20 protein-coding genes and 3 tRNA genes are annotated in these 18,526 nt (G+C 34.8%); 11 read left to right on the top strand and 12 right to left on the bottom strand.

What is annotated here, in order from left to right; translation table 11 throughout:
- The first annotated feature begins 52 nt into the window (after positions 1-52).
- From QWY87_RS14760 to QWY87_RS14745, 4 genes are read left to right on the top strand one after another with little or no spacing between them, the layout of a single operon-like run.
- Entirely contained in the window at positions 53-1,576 is a 1,524-nt protein-coding gene (locus tag QWY87_RS14760) for a GFO_1087 family putative carboxy terminal peptidase (RefSeq protein ID WP_290292629.1), read from the top strand.
- Between the two features lie 16 nt (positions 1,577-1,592).
- Entirely contained in the window at positions 1,593-1,964 is a 372-nt protein-coding gene (locus QWY87_RS14755; protein WP_290292626.1) for an RNA-binding S4 domain-containing protein, read from the top strand.
- Positions 1,951-2,544, top strand: coding sequence for a class I SAM-dependent methyltransferase (locus QWY87_RS14750; protein ID WP_290292624.1), 594 nt, complete (start codon positions 1,951-1,953; stop codon positions 2,542-2,544). Before QWY87_RS14755 ends, QWY87_RS14750 begins: the two co-directional genes overlap by 14 nt.
- A gap of 6 nt (positions 2,545-2,550) precedes the next feature.
- Positions 2,551-3,048 carry a phosphoribosyltransferase family protein gene (locus QWY87_RS14745; protein ID WP_290292622.1) on the top strand — a complete coding sequence of 166 codons (498 nt, stop codon included), beginning with the start codon at positions 2,551-2,553 and terminating at the stop codon, positions 3,046-3,048.
- A 1-nt stretch (position 3,049) separates the two neighbouring features.
- Here QWY87_RS14745 and QWY87_RS14740 read toward each other — a convergent pair whose 3' ends face one another.
- Positions 3,050-3,568 carry a shikimate kinase gene (locus tag QWY87_RS14740; protein ID WP_290292621.1) on the bottom strand — a complete coding sequence of 173 codons (519 nt, stop codon included), beginning with the start codon at positions 3,566-3,568 and terminating at the stop codon, positions 3,050-3,052.
- A gap of 110 nt (positions 3,569-3,678) precedes the next feature.
- Between QWY87_RS14740 and QWY87_RS14735 the strand changes: the two genes are divergently transcribed.
- Together QWY87_RS14735 and QWY87_RS14730 are read left to right on the top strand one after the other, a co-directional pair.
- Positions 3,679-3,751: transfer RNA gene (locus QWY87_RS14735), tRNA-Lys, on the top strand.
- A gap of 66 nt (positions 3,752-3,817) precedes the next feature.
- A tRNA-Leu gene (locus QWY87_RS14730) sits at positions 3,818-3,901 on the top strand.
- Positions 3,902-4,062: 161 nt separating this feature from the next.
- Here the strand turns inward: QWY87_RS14730 and QWY87_RS14725 are convergent.
- Complete coding sequence (locus QWY87_RS14725; protein WP_290292620.1) at positions 4,063-4,518, bottom strand: hypothetical protein; 456 nt, start codon at positions 4,516-4,518, stop codon at positions 4,063-4,065.
- A 794-nt stretch (positions 4,519-5,312) separates the two neighbouring features.
- Between QWY87_RS14725 and QWY87_RS14720 the strand changes: the two genes are divergently transcribed.
- Together QWY87_RS14720 and QWY87_RS14715 are read left to right on the top strand one after the other, a co-directional pair.
- Positions 5,313-5,459 carry a hypothetical protein gene (locus tag QWY87_RS14720; RefSeq protein WP_290292618.1) on the top strand — a complete coding sequence of 49 codons (147 nt, stop codon included), beginning with the start codon at positions 5,313-5,315 and terminating at the stop codon, positions 5,457-5,459.
- A gap of 444 nt (positions 5,460-5,903) precedes the next feature.
- The gene (locus tag QWY87_RS14715) at positions 5,904-6,710 is read left to right on the top strand and encodes a 7-cyano-7-deazaguanine synthase (protein ID WP_290292616.1); all 807 of its coding nucleotides are present in this window, start codon (positions 5,904-5,906) and stop codon (positions 6,708-6,710) included.
- 143 nt (positions 6,711-6,853) lie between these two features.
- Here QWY87_RS14715 and QWY87_RS14710 read toward each other — a convergent pair whose 3' ends face one another.
- Positions 6,854-7,204 carry a hypothetical protein gene (locus QWY87_RS14710; RefSeq protein WP_290292613.1) on the bottom strand — a complete coding sequence of 117 codons (351 nt, stop codon included), beginning with the start codon at positions 7,202-7,204 and terminating at the stop codon, positions 6,854-6,856.
- A 368-nt stretch (positions 7,205-7,572) separates the two neighbouring features.
- Here QWY87_RS14710 and QWY87_RS14705 point away from each other — a divergent pair, with 368 nt between their 5' ends.
- Positions 7,573-7,995, top strand: coding sequence for a hypothetical protein (locus QWY87_RS14705; protein ID WP_290292610.1), 423 nt, complete (start codon positions 7,573-7,575; stop codon positions 7,993-7,995).
- On the opposite strand, the gene QWY87_RS14700 is transcribed toward QWY87_RS14705, so the two are convergent.
- The 4 genes from QWY87_RS14700 to QWY87_RS14685 form a co-directional block, all read right to left on the bottom strand.
- Positions 7,986-8,108: a hypothetical protein gene (locus QWY87_RS14700; RefSeq protein ID WP_290292609.1), complete on the bottom strand. Its 123-nt coding sequence runs from the start codon at positions 8,106-8,108 to the stop codon at positions 7,986-7,988. The two genes, QWY87_RS14705 and QWY87_RS14700, sit on opposite strands and share 10 nt — an antisense overlap.
- A 168-nt stretch (positions 8,109-8,276) precedes the next feature.
- Positions 8,277-8,690 (bottom strand): hypothetical protein, encoded by a 414-nt coding sequence (locus QWY87_RS14695; protein ID WP_290292607.1) that lies wholly within the window; start codon positions 8,688-8,690, stop codon positions 8,277-8,279.
- 260 nt (positions 8,691-8,950) lie between these two features.
- On the bottom strand, positions 8,951-9,964 hold the full coding sequence (locus QWY87_RS14690) for a pirin family protein (RefSeq protein ID WP_290292604.1): 1,014 nt from the start codon (positions 9,962-9,964) through the stop codon (positions 8,951-8,953).
- A gap of 99 nt (positions 9,965-10,063) precedes the next feature.
- Positions 10,064-12,010, bottom strand: coding sequence for a cupredoxin domain-containing protein (locus QWY87_RS14685; RefSeq protein WP_290292601.1), 1,947 nt, complete (start codon positions 12,008-12,010; stop codon positions 10,064-10,066).
- A 795-nt stretch (positions 12,011-12,805) separates the two neighbouring features.
- Between QWY87_RS14685 and QWY87_RS14680 the strand changes: the two genes are divergently transcribed.
- Complete coding sequence (locus QWY87_RS14680) at positions 12,806-13,015, top strand: hypothetical protein (RefSeq protein ID WP_290292598.1); 210 nt, start codon at positions 12,806-12,808, stop codon at positions 13,013-13,015.
- Positions 13,016-13,075: 60 nt separating this feature from the next.
- Here the strand turns inward: QWY87_RS14680 and QWY87_RS14675 are convergent, their stop codons facing one another.
- A complete protein-coding gene (locus tag QWY87_RS14675; RefSeq protein WP_290292596.1) occupies positions 13,076-13,381 on the bottom strand; it encodes a hypothetical protein in 306 nt (101 codons plus the stop codon).
- Positions 13,382-13,595: 214 nt separating this feature from the next.
- Here QWY87_RS14675 and QWY87_RS14670 point away from each other — a divergent pair.
- Positions 13,596-13,669, top strand: a tRNA-Arg gene (locus tag QWY87_RS14670).
- A gap of 322 nt (positions 13,670-13,991) precedes the next feature.
- Here QWY87_RS14670 and QWY87_RS14665 read toward each other — a convergent pair.
- From QWY87_RS14665 to QWY87_RS14650, 4 genes are all read right to left on the bottom strand, one after another.
- Positions 13,992-14,606 (bottom strand): MarC family protein, encoded by a 615-nt coding sequence (locus tag QWY87_RS14665; protein WP_290292595.1) that lies wholly within the window; start codon positions 14,604-14,606, stop codon positions 13,992-13,994.
- A gap of 49 nt (positions 14,607-14,655) precedes the next feature.
- Positions 14,656-15,429: a sterol desaturase family protein gene (locus QWY87_RS14660; protein WP_290292594.1), complete on the bottom strand. Its 774-nt coding sequence runs from the start codon at positions 15,427-15,429 to the stop codon at positions 14,656-14,658.
- A gap of 117 nt (positions 15,430-15,546) precedes the next feature.
- Entirely contained in the window at positions 15,547-16,431 is an 885-nt protein-coding gene (locus QWY87_RS14655) for a transporter (protein WP_290292592.1), read from the bottom strand.
- 110 nt (positions 16,432-16,541) lie between these two features.
- Positions 16,542-18,440 carry a hypothetical protein gene (locus QWY87_RS14650; RefSeq protein ID WP_290292591.1) on the bottom strand — a complete coding sequence of 633 codons (1,899 nt, stop codon included), beginning with the start codon at positions 18,438-18,440 and terminating at the stop codon, positions 16,542-16,544.
- Between the last annotated feature and the right edge of the window lie 86 nt (positions 18,441-18,526).

Genomic DNA, 18,526 nt, shown 5'->3' with positions numbered 1-18,526 from the left:
GTAAAAAAAGCATTATTTTTACGTCCTATAGAAAAGAAAAAAGTTAAAAACTATGAAATATTTACCAATGTGGGCCTTCGCCCTGCTCTTCCTGGGGCTTACAAGTTGTAGTGATTCGAACGAAATTATTGTAACACCTCCTACAACAGATAAGGTTACGCTAGATGATCCAATCAATAGTTTTATATGGCAAGGAATGAATTCCTGGTATAATTGGCAATTGGATTCGGACAAGCTTGCAGATAGTAAAGATGATGATCTAGAGGAGTATTATACCTTTTTAAACGGTTATACGGACTATGGAACCCTTTTCTATGATTTGTGTTATAATCATGCAATCAGAGTTGGCGATGAAAATGCTATAGACAGGTATTCATGGTTTATAGATGACTATGTGGCTCAAAACAATGCTTTTCAAGGAATCAGAACTAGATTTGGCTTTACACAACGCACCATTCAAATAAACGAAGCTGGAGATATTGTAATCGCAATTTTATTGGTTGAACAAAATTCTCCTGCTGAATTGGCTGGAATGAAAAGAGGAGATATTGTAAATGGAATTAATGGAACTGTGCTAAACCAAGGAAATATAGATGCCGCATTTGGTGGCCTTTCGAATGAAACTGTTACACTTTCTTTTGTTTCAGAAAATGACGGAGTCTTAACTCAGTTGGCTGACAAGACCATGACAAAAGCGGTGGTTGCTGCCAATCCTGTTCATTTTCAGAAAGTATTTACTGATATTGGTGGAAAGAAAGTTGGATATCTTTTATATAACTCTTTTGCAGATTCGTATAATGATGAATTAAACGCTGTTTTTGCATCTTTCAAAAGTGAAGGAATCAATGAACTTGTAATTGATTTGAGATTTAATGGAGGTGGTTCAGGTTTGGCAACAACCTATCTGGCCAGTATGATTTATGCTCAGGCTGCAAATGGTATTTTTTACGAAACTAAATTTAACGCAAAGCACTCCCAATATAATTCTGCCGATAGGTTTGAGAACACACTTCAAATTCAAAATACAGACTTAGAGGTTATTGGAGAAGAGCCAATTAACAGATTAAATACGTTAGATCGCTTGTATGTATTAACTACTGGCTCTACAGCTTCTGCAAGTGAGTTATTGATCAATGGGTTGAGACCTTATATGTCTAGTGTTAAATTAATAGGGACAAAAACAGAAGGGAAAAATGTAGGTTCAATCACATTATATGACACACCACGAGAAATGGATTTTTTAGGTGAAGACAATGCGAATCCAAATCATAAGTACGCCATGCAGCCCATTTGTATTCAAGTGTTTAATAAGGATGGTGGAAGCGACTATATTCAGGGATTTGAACCTGACATTGAAATTGATGACACATTTAACTGGAATAACGTTTTACCATTTGGTGACAGAAATGAAGCCATGTTAAAAGTTGCCCTAGATGATATTGCAGGAATTGTTTCAAAACAGAATTTATCGAAATTTCAGCTTCAGGCTAAGGAAATTAAAATGACCCTTCCAGAAGATAGATTTAGCAATGAAATGTATTTTAACCATCTTATTAAAAAACAATTGAAAGATTAGTTTATATTTTTTAACGATGCGAATAGACAAGTATTTATGGTGTACTCGTTATTATAAAACGAGAAGTATAGCCACAGAGGCTTGTAAAAAGGGGCACATAAAAATAGATGGAACCAATGTAAAACCATCAAAAGATGTGTTTTCAGGGGAGAAAATTACCATACGTAAGAATCAAATCAACTATGAGATGGTAGTTATTGACGTACCCGCAAACAGAGTTGGCGCCAAGCTGGTTGACCTTTACAGAAAGGACGTTACGCCAAAAGAAGCCTTTGAAAATCAGGATATTTTAAAGTTCTCTAAAGATTACTACAGAAAGAAAGGCGCCGGAAGACCTACCAAAAAAGACCGAAGAGATATTGACACCTATAATGATGAAGAAGGATAAACTTGACCAATCTTTTTGGAGTGAAAAATACCAGTCAAATCAAACTGGCTGGGATATTGGTGCTATTTCTACACCGATTAAGGAGTACATAGATCAATTAGAAGATAAACATGTATCCATTCTTATTCCTGGAGCCGGAAATGCCTATGAAGCCGCTTATTTATTTGAACAAGGTTTTACGAATGTCAGCATTGTGGATATAGCCAAAGAGCCACTTGATAATTTCAAGAAAAGTGTTCCTGATTTTCCTAAAGACAAAATTTTACAAGAAGACTTTTTTACCCATGAAGGTAGCTACGGTTTAATTTTTGAACAAACTTTTTTCTGCGCCTTAGACCCTTCTTTAAGAGTCAATTATATTGACAAAATGAAAGACTTACTTAAGCTTAACGGAAAGCTTGTAGGGTTGCTTTTTGATTTTAGACTTGATGATATCGGGCCTCCCTTTGGAGGGAGTGAGGATGCCTATACCATTGACTTTAAAAAACGATTTCATCTTAAGACCCTGGCTCCTTGTTATAATTCTATAAAACCTAGGCAAGGGAAAGAACTTTTTATTAATTTTGAGAAAGTAAATTAATTCCAGATGCAAAAAACGATTATCCTTAGTAATGAGCAGATCCAACACAAGACCAAAAGAATCGCGTACCAGATCTATGAATCAAATATCAGTGAGAAACAGGTCATTTTAGCTGGTATCAAAGAGAATGGCTTTATTTTTGCCAAAAGAATTAAGGAGGCGCTCGAAAAGATATCACCTATTGATGTGGTATTATGTGAAGTGATAATCGATAAAAAGAAACCACTTGAAACAATTACGACGAGCATACCTGCTTCGGAGTATAAAAATAAGTCTTTAATCCTGGTAGATGATGTGTTGAATTCAGGAACAACATTGATCTATGCCGCCAAATTGTTTTTGGAAGTACCTTTAAAACGTTTTAAAACTGTGGTTCTGGTAAATAGAAATCACAAAAAGTATCCCATCAAAGCCGATTTTAAGGGCATTTCACTGTCTACATCTATGCAAGAGCACATCTGTGTGGAATTTGAAGGAAAAGAAGCACAGGCCTTCTTAGAATAGTTTAAATCGTCTTTAAACCAATTAACAATTCATCTTTGATCGCTTCTGCCGATTTACCATCTATAATAACAGTTTTAGAAGCTTGTTCATAATAAGCCCTTCTTTCAAATAAGTGTTTTGCTATAAATTCAGTTAATTGCGCTTCGTTTAAGGCAGCAATCAAGGGCCTCTGACTTTTTTCGGATTGCAGTCTTTCACTAATTGTTGCAATACTGCCTTTTAAATAAAAAGACTCTGAAAATTGTTTTATCAATTCCATATTATTTGCATAGCAGGGTGTTCCTCCTCCTAGCGCTATAATGCCCGGACTGGCATCTTCTAACACTTCTTTTAAATATTTGCTTTCCTGTAACCTGAAATAGATTTCTCCTTTAGCCTTAAATAATTCTTTAATGCTCTTTTTTTCCTTCTTTTCTATATAATCATCGAGGTCAGTAAAAGACAGATTCAAGGCTTTTGCAAGCAATTTTGCCACTGTTGATTTTCCACTGCCCATATATCCTAAAAGTACCGTCTTCATAAATTACTGATTCATAGTGTTGTAAATTGCCGACAAATATCTTTAATTTTTTTTTAAAAAAAACGCTTGTTTAATTAATAATACCATGTATCTTTGCATCCGAATTATTTGACCTGGTAGCTCAGTTGGTAGAGCATCTCCCTTTTAAGGAGAGGGTCCTGGGTTCGAGCCCCAGCCAGGTCACTAAAAGTTCAAATAATTAATCCGTCTTCTGACGGATTTTTTTTTAGATTTGTATTTACTTACAATGCGCATGTGGTGAAATTGGTAGACATGCAGCCTTGAGGGGGCTGTGTTCGCAAGGACGTGCTGGTTCGAGTCCAGTCATGCGCACTTTTTTTTGAGTTTTCTTTTTATTTATCAACTATTTAACAAAGCGACCTTTATTAATGTCAGCATTCTTAAAAGCTAGTTTTAACAGGTTGTACTAACACCTACCACTTCTATTTATTGACAAATTAATGCTTAAAAATCGATCATTCCTGTGAATGATATTATTCAGTCCTTTTAAGCTCGATTTGTCCATCTATGAAACCTTCTTTAACAAACAAGGTGTTTTCATCAATTTTTTGAAACGAATACCTGTAAGGATCTATACCCCAATAAATAATCATGTCATACATGATGTCTGATTTTGTTTCATCGACATTTGCTCTCAAGCCTAAACTCCTATGAAGGTTGATCACCTCGTTACGATCCCCATAAAAGGGGTCAATAATATTATCTGAAGTAAATTCAAATACAACCTTCTCGCCTAAATCATTTAGTGGAGCGGCTTCCCATTTGCCAATAATCCAATTGGGCGGTGAAAAAAATGTTTCATCGACATAATTTGTGTCGCCAAACTTAAATTCAATATCATCAGGATCTATGCAAGAGTTACACATTACAGTCAAAACAATTAATACTAGAATAGAATGATTTTTTAGAATAATTTTTAAATTTTTCATATCGTTAAGATTTATTTTCGATACAAATATCAATAACAACTAAAGTAATGAAGTCTCATATTTTCTTGAAATGAAGAATTAGGACAAGTTTAAGTATGTGTCGAAATAATCTATTTAGAGGAAGTATATAATAAAAAACCCGAGCGATTGATTTCACTCGGGTTTTTCAACAATATCCTATGAGAAAGTTTTTAAAAACAGGGGATTTTTTCAAAAACTGATATTGTAAAATGGATGGATCAACTCAAAATATCCAACCTTACTATCAAATATAGTTAAATAAATCCATAACATAATGTGACTCAGGTCACCAAGAGAATGCAGTTTTGGCATGGTGGTCTGAATGACCTTATTACTTCTCTTTTTTAGAGTAAAATAAGCCGACAACTACAAGGGAAAGACCTATTGTCATTGTAGTTAAAAGTGTTGAATAATTGCTGAAAAAATATTGAATTGCGTTTGTGATTATGATCAAAAACCCTGCAATTATGAACAAGTATCCAATTGTTTTATTATTGATTTTTTTCATACATTAAAAGTAGAATGACCATAAATAATAAAGCATGAGAATTATCAGCAAAAGAAACCCCTTCAAAAAATAATCTTAACGGGGGTATATATAGTGACCTGAATATCTAATATACGCAACGCTTACGTTTATATCTTCTATGAGCTCCAATAACTATCAAAATTAATAACACACCAATGATATTTGTGCGACCTGCAATGTCATAAATCTGAGGCCATATTAATTCGCAATAAACTATTTTTTGAAAAAATTCGTTATCTAATTTATGGATCGAGAAACTATAGATTTGTACGTCAGATATGAGGGAATGAATGATACTGTGTTTAAAGGCATGAGCATTCAAGAACTTTTTGAACTGAGACATGATATGCTGGAGCTAAAGAATAAGTTAGGATCATTGTTGAAAGACTAAATAATCCTTACTAAATACGGGCTGTTGTCTTAACAGAATCGACTCCAGGCATACTAAGGCTGAATATGACTCTAAACCAGGTTTTTTGGAAAAACTACATTCAATGTTTGGGTGTGGTGGAACAAACCCGACTGATTTAAATCAATCTACTTGAATTTTATAATTATAACTTTGTAGTACATTTTATTTGAATACAATGATAAGACTACAAGACAAAAATTGGTTTATGGTATCCGCGTCAATACTAACTATTGTTTTTGCGCTATTAAAATATTTTGCTGTTATTCATTGGTCTTTCTGGTGGGTTTTTGCGCCATTATGGCTGCCAATTTTAATACAATTGGTTTTAAATTTAATGCAAGCACTAATTTTCAAGAATCGGAAATAAAAAAATAAACTTTAAATTTACCATCTAAGTGCTGTGAATTCAATATGCTATGCAAGATGGAAAATAAAAAAGTGAACTTACTTTGGACAGGCGGATGGGATTCTACCTTTCAACTATTACAACTATTGCTAATTTATAAATGTGAGGTTAGCCCCTATTATTTAATTCATGAGAAGCGTCCTTCAACAGGAAAGGAAATAAGAGTCATGAAGCAGATTAAAAATTATCTTTTTTTAAACCATCCTTTTACTGCTGAATTATTAAAACCAACTCAATACAATGCTGTAGGAGACATCCCTCCAAATTCTGAAATCAGTGATGCGTATAGATCTATACTGAATAAATACCATGTCGGCACACAATATGAATGGCTAGCAAGATTCTGTTGTTCTAAAAATATTACCCAAATGCAACTTTCTGTTCAAGATCATGAAAATCCAGATCCAAGTCATTTTAATCTTAAGCCCCTACTTAAGAAAGCCATGATTGGTGGACAGGAAAGCTTTATTATTGACCCAATTCATATGGCTTTAGATGATTTTCGAATATTTAAATATTTTACCTTCCCCCTAATGGAGCTTACTAAAATTAAAATGAGGAAGATTTCTAATGATCTAGGTTGGCAGGATATCATGAATATGACCTGGTTTTGCCACTACCCTACTCAAAACGAAAAACCATGTGGCATATGCAGACCATGCATTGTTGCGTTAGATGAATCATTTGGATGGCGCATCCCTGCTAGCAGAAGAGCTGTTTCATTCTACTATAGAAAAGTATTCTGGCCCGCAAAATTAGGATTAAGATCACAACTCATCAATGTAGGTCTATTCAAGGGTAAAAAAAGAGACCCTCTGGCTTAAAATTATTAAAATCAAAACAACAAAGCCCAGTACACAACAGATTGTGACTGGGCCTTATTGTTTTAGCAAAATGAATTCTTATGTTTAAAAGAATTTATTTAGACAGCTAAAGTAGTTTATGATAAATATGAACGATGTTCTTCCTAAAAGAAGTCGGCGTCGTTTTCTCCTTCACCAATGGGCTCTTTACCTGTTCTTATATAACCAAGATTTGTTTTTTCAGAATAACTAAAGTAAACTGGTTTTTCATTTCTAAGTATATCAATAACATTTGCATACATAGACATTGGATAGCGCAAATACACTAATTTAGAATTAACATCATGATAATTTTCAGGAAGGCTCTTACCGTCAGGATAGAAACTTGCCTGTAATACATAATCATCATCATGATAGCATTTTATGATTGCTCTTGGATATAACAGACTGCTCTTAGTACGTCCGGCTTGAAAGTGAACCCAATAATGATTTATTTCGCTAACTACTAATTTCATTTTTATAAAGGTTTAAATTATTAATATGATACAAGTTAAAATATTATTTCATATGACATGAATCGAATTAGGATGAATGGCATCTATTTATATACCAATAGCATCTATTCTTTATCGAATTGTTTTGTCAATTTAATATTTCCTGAAATTAATAAAATTTTACAGTAAAATCAAAAAGAAAAAGAATAACATGCCCATACCCTACTAAATTACAATTTATTAAACAAAAAAAAACATTTAATCATTGATTTATACACCGCTGACTTCAATTAATTTTTTTTAAGTATATTAATCTTCTGGCTCATCAAGATGAATAAACTTCTAATATGTCCTAGAAAAATGTTATTTACGATAAGAAAACAAAGCACATGAATCCGATACTTAAAAATATTTTAGCTGTTATTTTAGGATGGGTGGTTGGTAGTATTGTCAATATGGGACTCATCAAAGCTGGTCATACACTCCTTCCGATCGAAGGAATTGACCCCGACAACATGGAGGCCTTAGTGGCTGTTATGCCCACCTTATCCTATGAATATTTTATTTTCCCGTTTTTAGCCCACGCCTTAGGCACTTTAGCAGGTGGCATTGTAGCTAGTTTGGTTGCATTTAATAACAAAATGAAATTTGCGCTAGTGGTTGGTATATTATTTTTAATTGGAGGAATTATGGTCAACTATATGATTCCGGGGCCTACTTGGTTTGCAGTAATTGATATTGTATTTGCTTATATACCAATGGCATATATTGGTGGTAAAATCACTGAAAGGATAACTGCCAATCAATCTTGATTTGAATTACTTTTCTGATCTTTTTTAAGCCTGATATACTCAGTGACCAAACGCACTCCTAATCTGGCGAAGAGAATAATGGCAATAACCATTACAATATCAAATCCTTCCATATAAACAAATTAACATATTGCTGGATTGAACTTCTAGAGCTTTAAAAACAAGCCATAGATTATGTTTTATCTTATGATTCAATCGGCTAAATACAATGTAAATATAGACATTCTGACAGGGATGCTCTGTTAAATAAAAATCAAAAAAAATGGATAATCGGTCTTTCGTTAGCTTTGTGGGAAAGACAAAACACTCAAATGTCTTTTACTTTGATTTCCTAAAAGTTCCCAAGAACTATTTTTTGAAACTTTATAGAATACTTCTATGGTATTCTCTCCAGCAGGTATTTGAGACACCGCATGGAGGCTAACATCAGAATGCTTTCTATCATTCGAAGGATCTATAACATGGTACTCAACCAGCTCTTGGTCATTTACCAAAATTTTATAGTACAAAGAACCTTGTTGTTTTTTATCTATTTCTCTTTTATGTAGGTTAGTGAATTCCAAGGATGCAGAAATGAAAATGGTACTGCTATTATCTTCCTCAATTTTCAAACTCATAGGGTTAGAAAACGAAGTCCAATCGTTACTTATTTTATGTTCAACTTTTTGTTTCCAAGATTTATTATAAGTTTTCATAATTCAAATTTTACATCACGACAAGGTAAAATTAAAAATATATTCAGATAAAAGTTGTGATAAAAATCATATAAAAAGTAATAAATGTTACATATAATGATCTATAAGGAAAAATAAAAAAACCCCTGCTTTAACAGGGGTTTCGGGGGAAAAGTTTCTTTATTTTGATTGATTTAAGTATCCATTAGTGCGCTTAAAAGACAAAAGTCAACCCATAATGGAAAAAAAATTAAAAAAATTTACTTTATCACTTTTGAGCTTTATTTTTTAACTAAAGTTCCATCGGCAAATTTTGCAAAACGTCCTTCGTGATGAGGGTGCACATGATCATAAGTGGGCCAAGGCCATCCACCAAACTGCGTTGCCTGAAAAACATTCATCGTATTTTGTATTTCTTGAGCCGTATTCATAACAAATGGTCCGTGTTGAACTACAGTTTCTGCAATGGGCCTGCCTTGTAAAAGAAGTAAAAAAGAATCTTCCTCCCCATTCTCTAACATTACTTCACCTTCAGCTTGCAATCTTGCTGCATGATATGTTGGGATGTCTTTATCTGCAACTTTCATAGCGCCGCCTTTATAAAAATATAAGCGTCTATTGATGCCTTCAGAAGCCTTTGGCAATTGAAAAGTTGCATTCGCCTCCATCTTAATAGTCCAAATTGCGACTTCGTTCTTTGGGTCAGCCGCCCAGGAATCAGGGGCTGGACTGGGAGCCGTAACCCCCTCCATTTGACCTGCAATGAGATCTATTTTGGTGCCAAACCCATTCTTATCTTTATAAACATAAACTGGAATGTCTTCTTTCCACAGCATAGCAAAATGAGGATCAGCCATTTTTTTAACTTTTGGAAGATTCAACCAAATCTGAAATAATTCAAAGGGGTTCTCTTCCTTTTGATTTAATAGCGGGAACATCTCGGCATGTTGCACTCCTCGCCCAGCTGTCATCCACTGTACATCACCATTTCCAAATCTTCCGGCCGCTCCTATCGAATCAGAATGATCTACCAAACCTTTTTTCGCGATTGTAACGGTCTCAAATCCACGATGAGGATGTGCTGGAAATCCAGGTACTGTTTCGCCGTGGTACATCCTAAACCCATCTTTAATGTTAAAGTCATTGCCTAAGTTGCGTCCTTCTAAAGAGACATCTGGCCCTAGCTTCTTGTTCCCTTTTGGATAAAAATCTTCATGGTGTACGCAAAACAAGAAGGGATCACTCGTTTCCCACGGAAAGCCAAGCGGGGTAATTTGTATTACTGGATTAGTCATTTTATCATGATTTCTTGTAAAGATAGTTAAATAAAAAACCCGGATAAACCGGGTTTTTTAAATTATCAGGGGGATTAATCAATCATACTCGGGGGAATGTTAATCGATTATATTAATAGTACCGACCATTGCCGAATGAAATTCACATATATAGAAAAGTGTATCTGGCGCATCCATAGGTACTGTAAAGGTTATTGTTCCAGTGGCTGCTCCATTGTTAGCAACACCATCATCATATGTGTCACCAGTTCCTAAAGATGCCGTTGTTTTTATTAAAAATGGATGACCAGGAGCATTTACAACAAATACATAAGTCTGACCTCTTTTGAATGTGAAGTCAGGATTTGACTCATTGTTTAAATCAGCACCCGTAAAGAGATAGGCACTTGAACCGGTATTACCAACTGAATAGGTAACCGTTTCACCTTCTCCTCCATCATCATTCAGGTTTGATCCTATATTGCCTTGAGCTACTATAGTTGCAAGATTATCAGGACTTAGGTGCACATTAATATATCCATCAAAAGACTCAATATTATCATATGTAAAAGAAGTTCCATCATCAAGTTGTGCTACATGCGTCAAACTCATTCCTGTATCTCCATTTACTGGATTAAAAGAAAATGCGATCCCTCCTCCTACGGCGGCAGAATTATTATGAATGTGAGCTGGATGAACACCACCTGCCGGCGTATTCATTACATTAAGCATAGCTAATGCTTCACCACTTTTTCTTTCATAAAAAGTCACTATTCCTGAAATACCGGGAGCATCTTTTTCGCCTAAGTCATATATTATTGACATACCTGTTAATTCATTTTGACCAATATCTCCCTGGGCCACTATAACAGCCAGGTTTTCTGCACTTAAATGCACATTAATATATCCATCAAAGTCCATTAATCCTTCGTAATTGATTGCAGTACCGTCATTAAGCGCAGCAATATTTGTGTAGCTCATTCCAGTTGTTCCATCAACCGGTGTAAAACTTACAGCGATTCCTCCGCCTTCTGCAGCGGAGTTATTATGAATGTGAGCAGGATGTACCCCATTTTCAGGAGTATTCATTAATTCAAGCATGGCAAGGGTTTCGCCATTCATTCTCTTGTAAAAATGTACCATACCAGAAATTCCTGGAGCATCTTTTTCTCCTAACATATACATCATCTGCGTTCCGGACAGTTCATTTCCACCTATGTCTCCTTGCGCCACTATTGTTGCTAGTTCTTCGGCACTTAGGTGAACATTTACATGTCCACTAAATTCTATTAAATCATCATAAGATATAGACGAGCCATCATCTAATTGCGCTATGTTTGTTTTACTTGTTCCTGATGTTCCATCCACTGGATTCAGAGAAACTGCTATATTTCCTCCTTCTAAGGCATTGCCATTATGAATGTGCGCTGGGTGAACTCCGTCTTCAGGTGTATTAACTAATTGTATAACAGATAAAGACTCTCCATTTAGACGTTCATAAAAAGTAACTGTACCTTGGATACCAGGTGCCATTTTTTCATTCAGATCATATGATTTCGATACACCGGTAAGTACATTTTCACCAATATCACCTTGAGCTATCACGGTCCAGAACAACTCTCCTTCATCGCGATGGACATTAATAGCACCGTCGTAAGTAATAAGTGTGTCGTAAGTTACTGCAGTTCCATCATCGAAAGCGTTGATCGTAATACTACTCATTCCAGTAGAACCATCTACAGGCCCTAAGGTTAATACTATTTCACCATCCTCTGCTGCTGAATTAACATGAATGTGAGCTGGAAGTTGTTCACCCGAAGGCGTATTTGCAAGATCTAAGTCAATAGTAATTGAATTGTCTTCGTTTTCAGTAAAAGTTGCAGTTCCCGAAATTTCTGATTCTGAAGCTGGCGCAAGGTTATAAACGGTTATGCGTCCTTCAAATTCAGGTATTTCTGGGGTAATTGGTGGATCAACCTCAATGTCACCCGAATCACTACTACATGCGGACAAGGTTATCAATGAAATAAAAAGGATTAAAAAACGGTAGTTTGATAGAATGTTCATGATATTTTGTTTATCTATTATTATTTATTATTAATCAAAAAGTGCAATGTTGAAACATTATGGGTTAGTCTCAACTATGCACTCTTTTAGGAAATGAAATCAGTTTAATATCATCTTTCTTTGTGAAAAAATCAAACCAAAACCAAATTATGAAATCTATACTATGCGACATTTAATTGAAAATTTTTTCAGTTATAAAAACGCTTAAAAGACCATAAAACAAAGAATAAATTAAATTATCTCTAAAATCAAACCCATTTTTAAAATTTCCTGATTTATTCAAGAAATTTATTTTAATGAACGAATAGTTCTCTAAAGATACTAACATGTCTAATCGTTGTAATCTTAAAATGGGACTATTTATTTGAAAACTATTAACGCTCATTATTTAATTTATTGTTTAACAAATATACTATAATATATGAACAAAACAATAATATTATTAAAAAATGTTCAATTTTTATCTTTTAAAGTTGAACAAATATGAGGTAACGCCTTTTTAAGTATCGATTACAAACAAAAGAAGGTCCGAATAAAATACATTATTCGGACCTTCTGGTCGAGTTTTAATCTTGTGTGTGAACTTAAAAATATTCCCCTCAAAAACCTTTAAGACACATTCAAATGTATCATTTAAAGTTTAAGAGCACTATGACATTTATCATATTGAAGTGCTGAAACTATATAAAAACCCCACATAATTGTGACAGTTATTAACTAAACTTTGTGAACAAGTAATACGTAGCGGCATACTATTTGCCCATATTATTACGTTATTGTATCAAACAAGTAATTATGTCAAAAATAGAACACTTTCGAATTATTGCCGCAATTATACTTATAACGGCAACTTTTTCAATTGCTGGATTGATTCATGGACTAGAAATAGTGGCTTTTATGCTTCTTGGAATCGTTGGACTATATTTCTCGTTTTTCTTCATTAAATATGTATACGAGCAGAAAGGTTATTCCTTAGATCAAGCAGATGACAACCTAAAAGAATAATACTGCTGTAACTTATTTAGAATTTAATTAAGTAAAACGCATAGTTTCATACGAAAAGAATCATTCCATCCTATCCAGATAGTCATATCTGATTGGAACAAGATTTCGATCTATAATGACCGTTCTCTTTGATCCTTTAGACATATATTTTACCAAAACAATATTATAATCCATTTGAGGTTTCATCTCATGGCTCAATTCAAGTGCTTTCCATTTTCTCATGGTTTTAACTTGAATAATATCAACTTCGGCGTTTTCAAGCTGAATAAGAACTTCTTCAACTTTTTTTTCTGTAATGCGAACCTGGGCACTTAGCGTGACAGGAATAAATAAGATGCACAACAGCAATAGTAGTGGCTTTATCATAGCGAGGGGGATTATGATTAATTCTTCAAAGATAGTAATTTTTTTTTCTTTGAATTTCAACCTGAAACATTGACAGTCAATTAGAGAGAAAATTCGACAAAAAATTATAACATATAGTTTGTTTTATTTGGAATGTCCGTTTATATTTGCACCCGCTTAAGATAAGGAGATTCTGTATTGTAATTTCACAATTATCAAAGGCAAAAGAATAAATGGTCGCGTAGCTCAGCTGGATAGAGCATCTGCCTTCTAAGCAGACGGTCACAGGTTCGAATCCTGTCGCGATCACAGATGAATGAAAAAAGACCCGCAAATTGCGGGTCTTTTTTATTTGGAGAAACCGTGGCAAATTCATTTGCCTAAAGGTTCGACAAATAAAAAAGCAATCCGTCGCTAGACGGATTAGGTCTTTTCATTCTCAAAATGGATAGCATTCAGGATCACGTAAGTAATCCTTTAAGGCAATCCGTCGATAGACGGATTAGGTCTTTTCATTCTCAACATGGAGGGCATTCAGGATCACGTAAGTAATCCGTTAAGGCAATCCGTCGCTAGACGGATTAGGTCTTTTCATTCTCAACATGGAGGATATTCAGGATATCCTTCAGTATTATAAGTTATAACTTAATTTGATCCCTTCTGTGACCATTCCCGTTCCAATTATCGCAAGGATTAATCCCATTAATTTTCCGACAACAGAAATTAAATTGGACCCAACTTTTCTTACTATGACGTCACTAAGAATAAATGCTAAATAGGTCAGAACAATCATTAAGGCAAAAATGGCAATAACAATGCCTATCTGAATAAAACTTGCATTTGTAACGCTATTCATTGCTGTTACAATAGTTCCTGGGCCTGCAAGAATAGGAATGGCTAAAGGTGAAATTGCCATACCCATATTTGCTTCAGAATTACTACTATCGTGAATTTTAGACTTTTGAGACATTAACATTTCAAACCCGACATAGAATATTAGAATACCCCCAGTTATTTTAAATGCTGGAATAGTAAGTCCAAATGCTTCAAAAATAAATTTTCCTGCCAGAACAAAAGAAGTAACTATAAAAAACGCTGTAATTGTTGCGACTCTAGCTACCTTTTTTTTATTTTCTTTACTTTCTCCTTTAACGAGTCCTATAAAAATTGGTGTGTTTGCTATTGGGTTCATAATTGCGAAAAAGCTCATAAAAACAGTTAGCGAATATGTATATAAATTTTCCATTATTTTTTATAAGGTATAAAAATATTCTATTTGTTATTAATATTGAAAATCAAAACTCTGTTTTCATAAACCGGTCCCAAAAGGTAAAGTACAAGCCAAAATTCTTTTTAGCATGACGATGGTGAATGTCATGGTGTGTGGCCCCTATTATGTATTTTCGAAATCCATCAAAATAAGAATTCCTTGGATATATCTCTACACCGGCGTGATTGATAATCGCCGAAATGGTCATGAGCAATAGTATGATGAGAATGGCGATAAGATGCATAGGAATAAGCATAAATAAAATTGGCAAAATTATAGCCTGAAAAAAAGACTCCACAGGGTGAAAAGAGAAAGAAGTAAGCACCGTTGTATTGATGCTTTTATGATGAACTAAATGAAAACGGCGCAGCCACTTAAAGTCATGCATCCATTTATGCAGCCAGTAATAGTAGGTGTCATGTAAAACCATGAATACTATGATACTAACCGGAAAGTACCAAAGCGGAAAGTCAGTTATATTTGAATAAATCTGGGTATATCCATTTTTCCAGAGTGCTAATAGACCTAGCCCAATTAACCCAAAAATGAAAGTACTATAAAGAGAAAGCCATACTTCTCTTTTGATTTGATCAGCAGATGGTAACTCTGTCAGCAGCACTCGGTCTGCGTATTTCTTTTTTAAAACTACATGAAACAAGAAATAATACGAATAAGAAAAAACCACATATCTTAATAGAATGATTGAAAAGATGATCAAGAACAAGAAAACAAGTGTCTTATAATCAGTCAAGTCAATGCTTCTAATCGTTTCTAAATTCATATGTATTTGTATTCTCATTCCATTGTTAAATGCGAACTAAGCTATTGCATCATTTGTTATCAGGTTAAAATAACTTGTATTATCTGTGAATATAGAGATTGTCAACAATTTAAACAAAAAAAGGCTTTTCCATTCTCATTTTAGTTTAAGCATTTCTTTTTTATCCAGCCATTTGTATTGGTAGGCAACCGCAAGACTGTTATAATCACTCCCTTTTTGAAAACGAATTCCGGATATCGCCGAAAACTTCAAGCTGCCTGCTTTTGATATAGGAAGTGCATACATAAATGCCAAACGCAGGGTTGATATTTGTGTTTCCCTCAGTGTTCCGTTGATTTTGGTATTACCTCCTACTGCATACCCTGCACTAAAAGACATCCATCTATTACTTTTCATGGTTCTAATTGCATGTCCTTTAATTGTAAATAATGGCTCCTGTTCCAATGAATTTCCTTCAAGAAAATGATTGTTTTCTCCAAACAACCAGACGCCCAAATACCCTTCCAAAATCCATTTCTCATAATTTTTAGCCACACCCCATTGTGGTTTTATCACCCATCTGTTTGAGCCTATGTTGATTAAATATTGGCTGTCATAAAATCCGGTTGGGGCTATAACCTGAACACTTAATCCCGAAACAAAATCTGGTGAATACTTTTGATATTCGCTCGCATCCATAGCCTTTGACCCTACAAAGTTAAAAGAGAATCGCATGCGTATATCCCCAAATCCCGAGCGGTTTATGCCAATTTCCCTCCCTTGATACTCACCTTCATAATGTCCTGCGAAATAGGGCACGATGATATCTATTTTCGACGATAAACCAAAGAAGTTGATAGACCGTACATAAGCACCCGCCACTGTGTGTACTCTTGAATCTATTTCTTTAATAGGGAATGCTGAATCTAATAAGGTGTTTATACGAGAAAATCCGTATCCACCTACTACGAAATTGGATCCTACTGGCAAATTAGTGATAGATCTGGGCTCTAATTCCTGCCCTTCCATTTGAATCCACAAAAAAGAGCAAAAAATTAATATTCTAATCTGAAAGCAGGTCAAAATAGTTTTTTCATTAGGATAGTTTTATGATACTAGTATTTGCTTAACACCATTACAAATGAAAGCAGCTAGTTTGGTTTTGGATCTGAAGAGAATTTCAAGAATCCCCTGTAAGCACCAATAAATATACTATTATTGGGGCCAAAAGTATACGTAGCCCATATATTGTTGAATACTTTCTGATCGTAATTCTTTAAACCCATTGAAAACGATTTCATCAAAAACGAGATACTTTCTTTGAATTCACCTTTTTCAAATTCGGGCCGTAAGTAAAAAACTTTCCTACCTGTTTCATAATCTATCGCCGTCATTTGCCAATCATGATGCCCATCATCGGATGCTTCTTCTCGATTATAAACATAGATAACACCTGTTGCAGTAGACATTTTAGGCGTTGCCGTTTTGGCATCGATATGCTCTATGGGCCAATCTTTCTTCCTTGCAAATTTCCCTGTTTGTTCATTATAATCAAAACGGTCAATTCCGCCAGGCGTATCATTAAAGTCAAACGGATCAATATAATTCGACGTGTTACCTATAAACAAACTGTTCTTATAGGCTACTATTGAGTTTTCGCAAGCGCTACTGTCTTTGGCGAACACACTGTGCCGGCTAACAAGGTGGCCATCTTTTTGTGCATAGATGTTCACGTTAATTTGCCGTGCATCATTATCAGCAATAATGACAAACCGATCATCCATCAATGTGGGTGTTGTGCCGCTACCATCATTTAACTGTCCTTTTTTTTGAGTCCCGTCATTGGGATAGATCTGATCTCCTTGATCATGGAAGGTTTTCTTCCAGTTGGCATCCATTTCTATGGTCTTTTTCTCATCGTTAAACCTAAATTTATACAAGGCAATATTTGAAACAATGTATACGCCATCTGGCCCAATCGAAAAAGAATTCTGTATCTCTTCGCGCGTTTCAGGTTCCATCATAAAAAAATCCCGAAATTCTTTTTTGTACTCCTCATCAGACATCCCTTCTCTGTAAAACTCTACATCTTCAAGCCGTTCGTACTTCTTCCCAAAGAAATGTTCAATCTTCTTTAACAAGCCAAAGCTCCCTATATAGAAGGAATAGGTTTTAGGGCACAATCCTTTATCTTTAAAATCCCCCTTTTTGAAACCTTGCAAATCGATGACACCAATGATACCCATTTTCGAAGTATACCAGATATTACCTTGTGCATCGGGCATTACCGCTGTTAATTTGTTACGTCCCTCCTTGGCAGAAATGCCTTCAATAAAAAGGTCCCCTTTTTCAATTTCTTCCAGAATATCATAAGATAGCGCTCTGTCTCTGACAAATTTTTTGTTTTCAATCGGAATATAAAAAATACTGTATTCTGGCCCTGGAATGATAACTTCATTGTTCTTGGAAAGAAAAAAATAAGCCCCTCCTGAAGTATTTCTGAATAAAGCCATGCGAGCCTTTTTACTGGCCAGTTCCATAGCCTTATGCCCTCTTCCGGGGATTTTAATAGCGTCAACAACTTTAATCGTATCACGTATATCGAGAAGCAATAAAGTGGTGTTTTTCCTGCCAAAGGACAAAGTTACCATGGTGAATTCATCCACAAAGGCAAAAGAAGGACACATGCCTGAAAATTCATCTCCTTTTTCTTTAACCTGAAAGTATTGAACTTTAGCATTCTCAGGAACGGGTCCTTGCAAATTACTGATATCTGAAGCATAAGAATCTTCGTGCATCGCACTCGGCAGACCATCCTTCATATGTGGATGTTTCCATTTAACCAAAGGTTCAAGCGATTCGGGATACACGATGCTATCGTTATTGTATTTAATCCAACTGGGATACCACTCTGCTTCAACGTTTACAAATTTAGTTTCTACCTGAAAGTCCGTTTCTACAATTTCAAATGGCACACAATATTGGCTGTAAATAGTGTCAATTTGAAGCATCAGTAAAACTGTAAAAATAAATACGGCTGGTTTTTTCATCGATTTATATTATTGTTATCACTGCTTTGCTCCTATAAATTTAGATATTTTTAAAATTATATTTTGATTATTCGCTACTATTTTTA

Origin of the sequence: Lutimonas halocynthiae (assembly GCF_030409835.1) — a bacterium.
GTDB classification, from domain to species: Bacteria; Bacteroidota; Bacteroidia; order Flavobacteriales; family Flavobacteriaceae; genus Lutimonas; species Lutimonas halocynthiae.
Note: the sequence above shows the minus strand (reverse complement) of the source record. Positions and strands in the feature narration are given on the sequence as shown.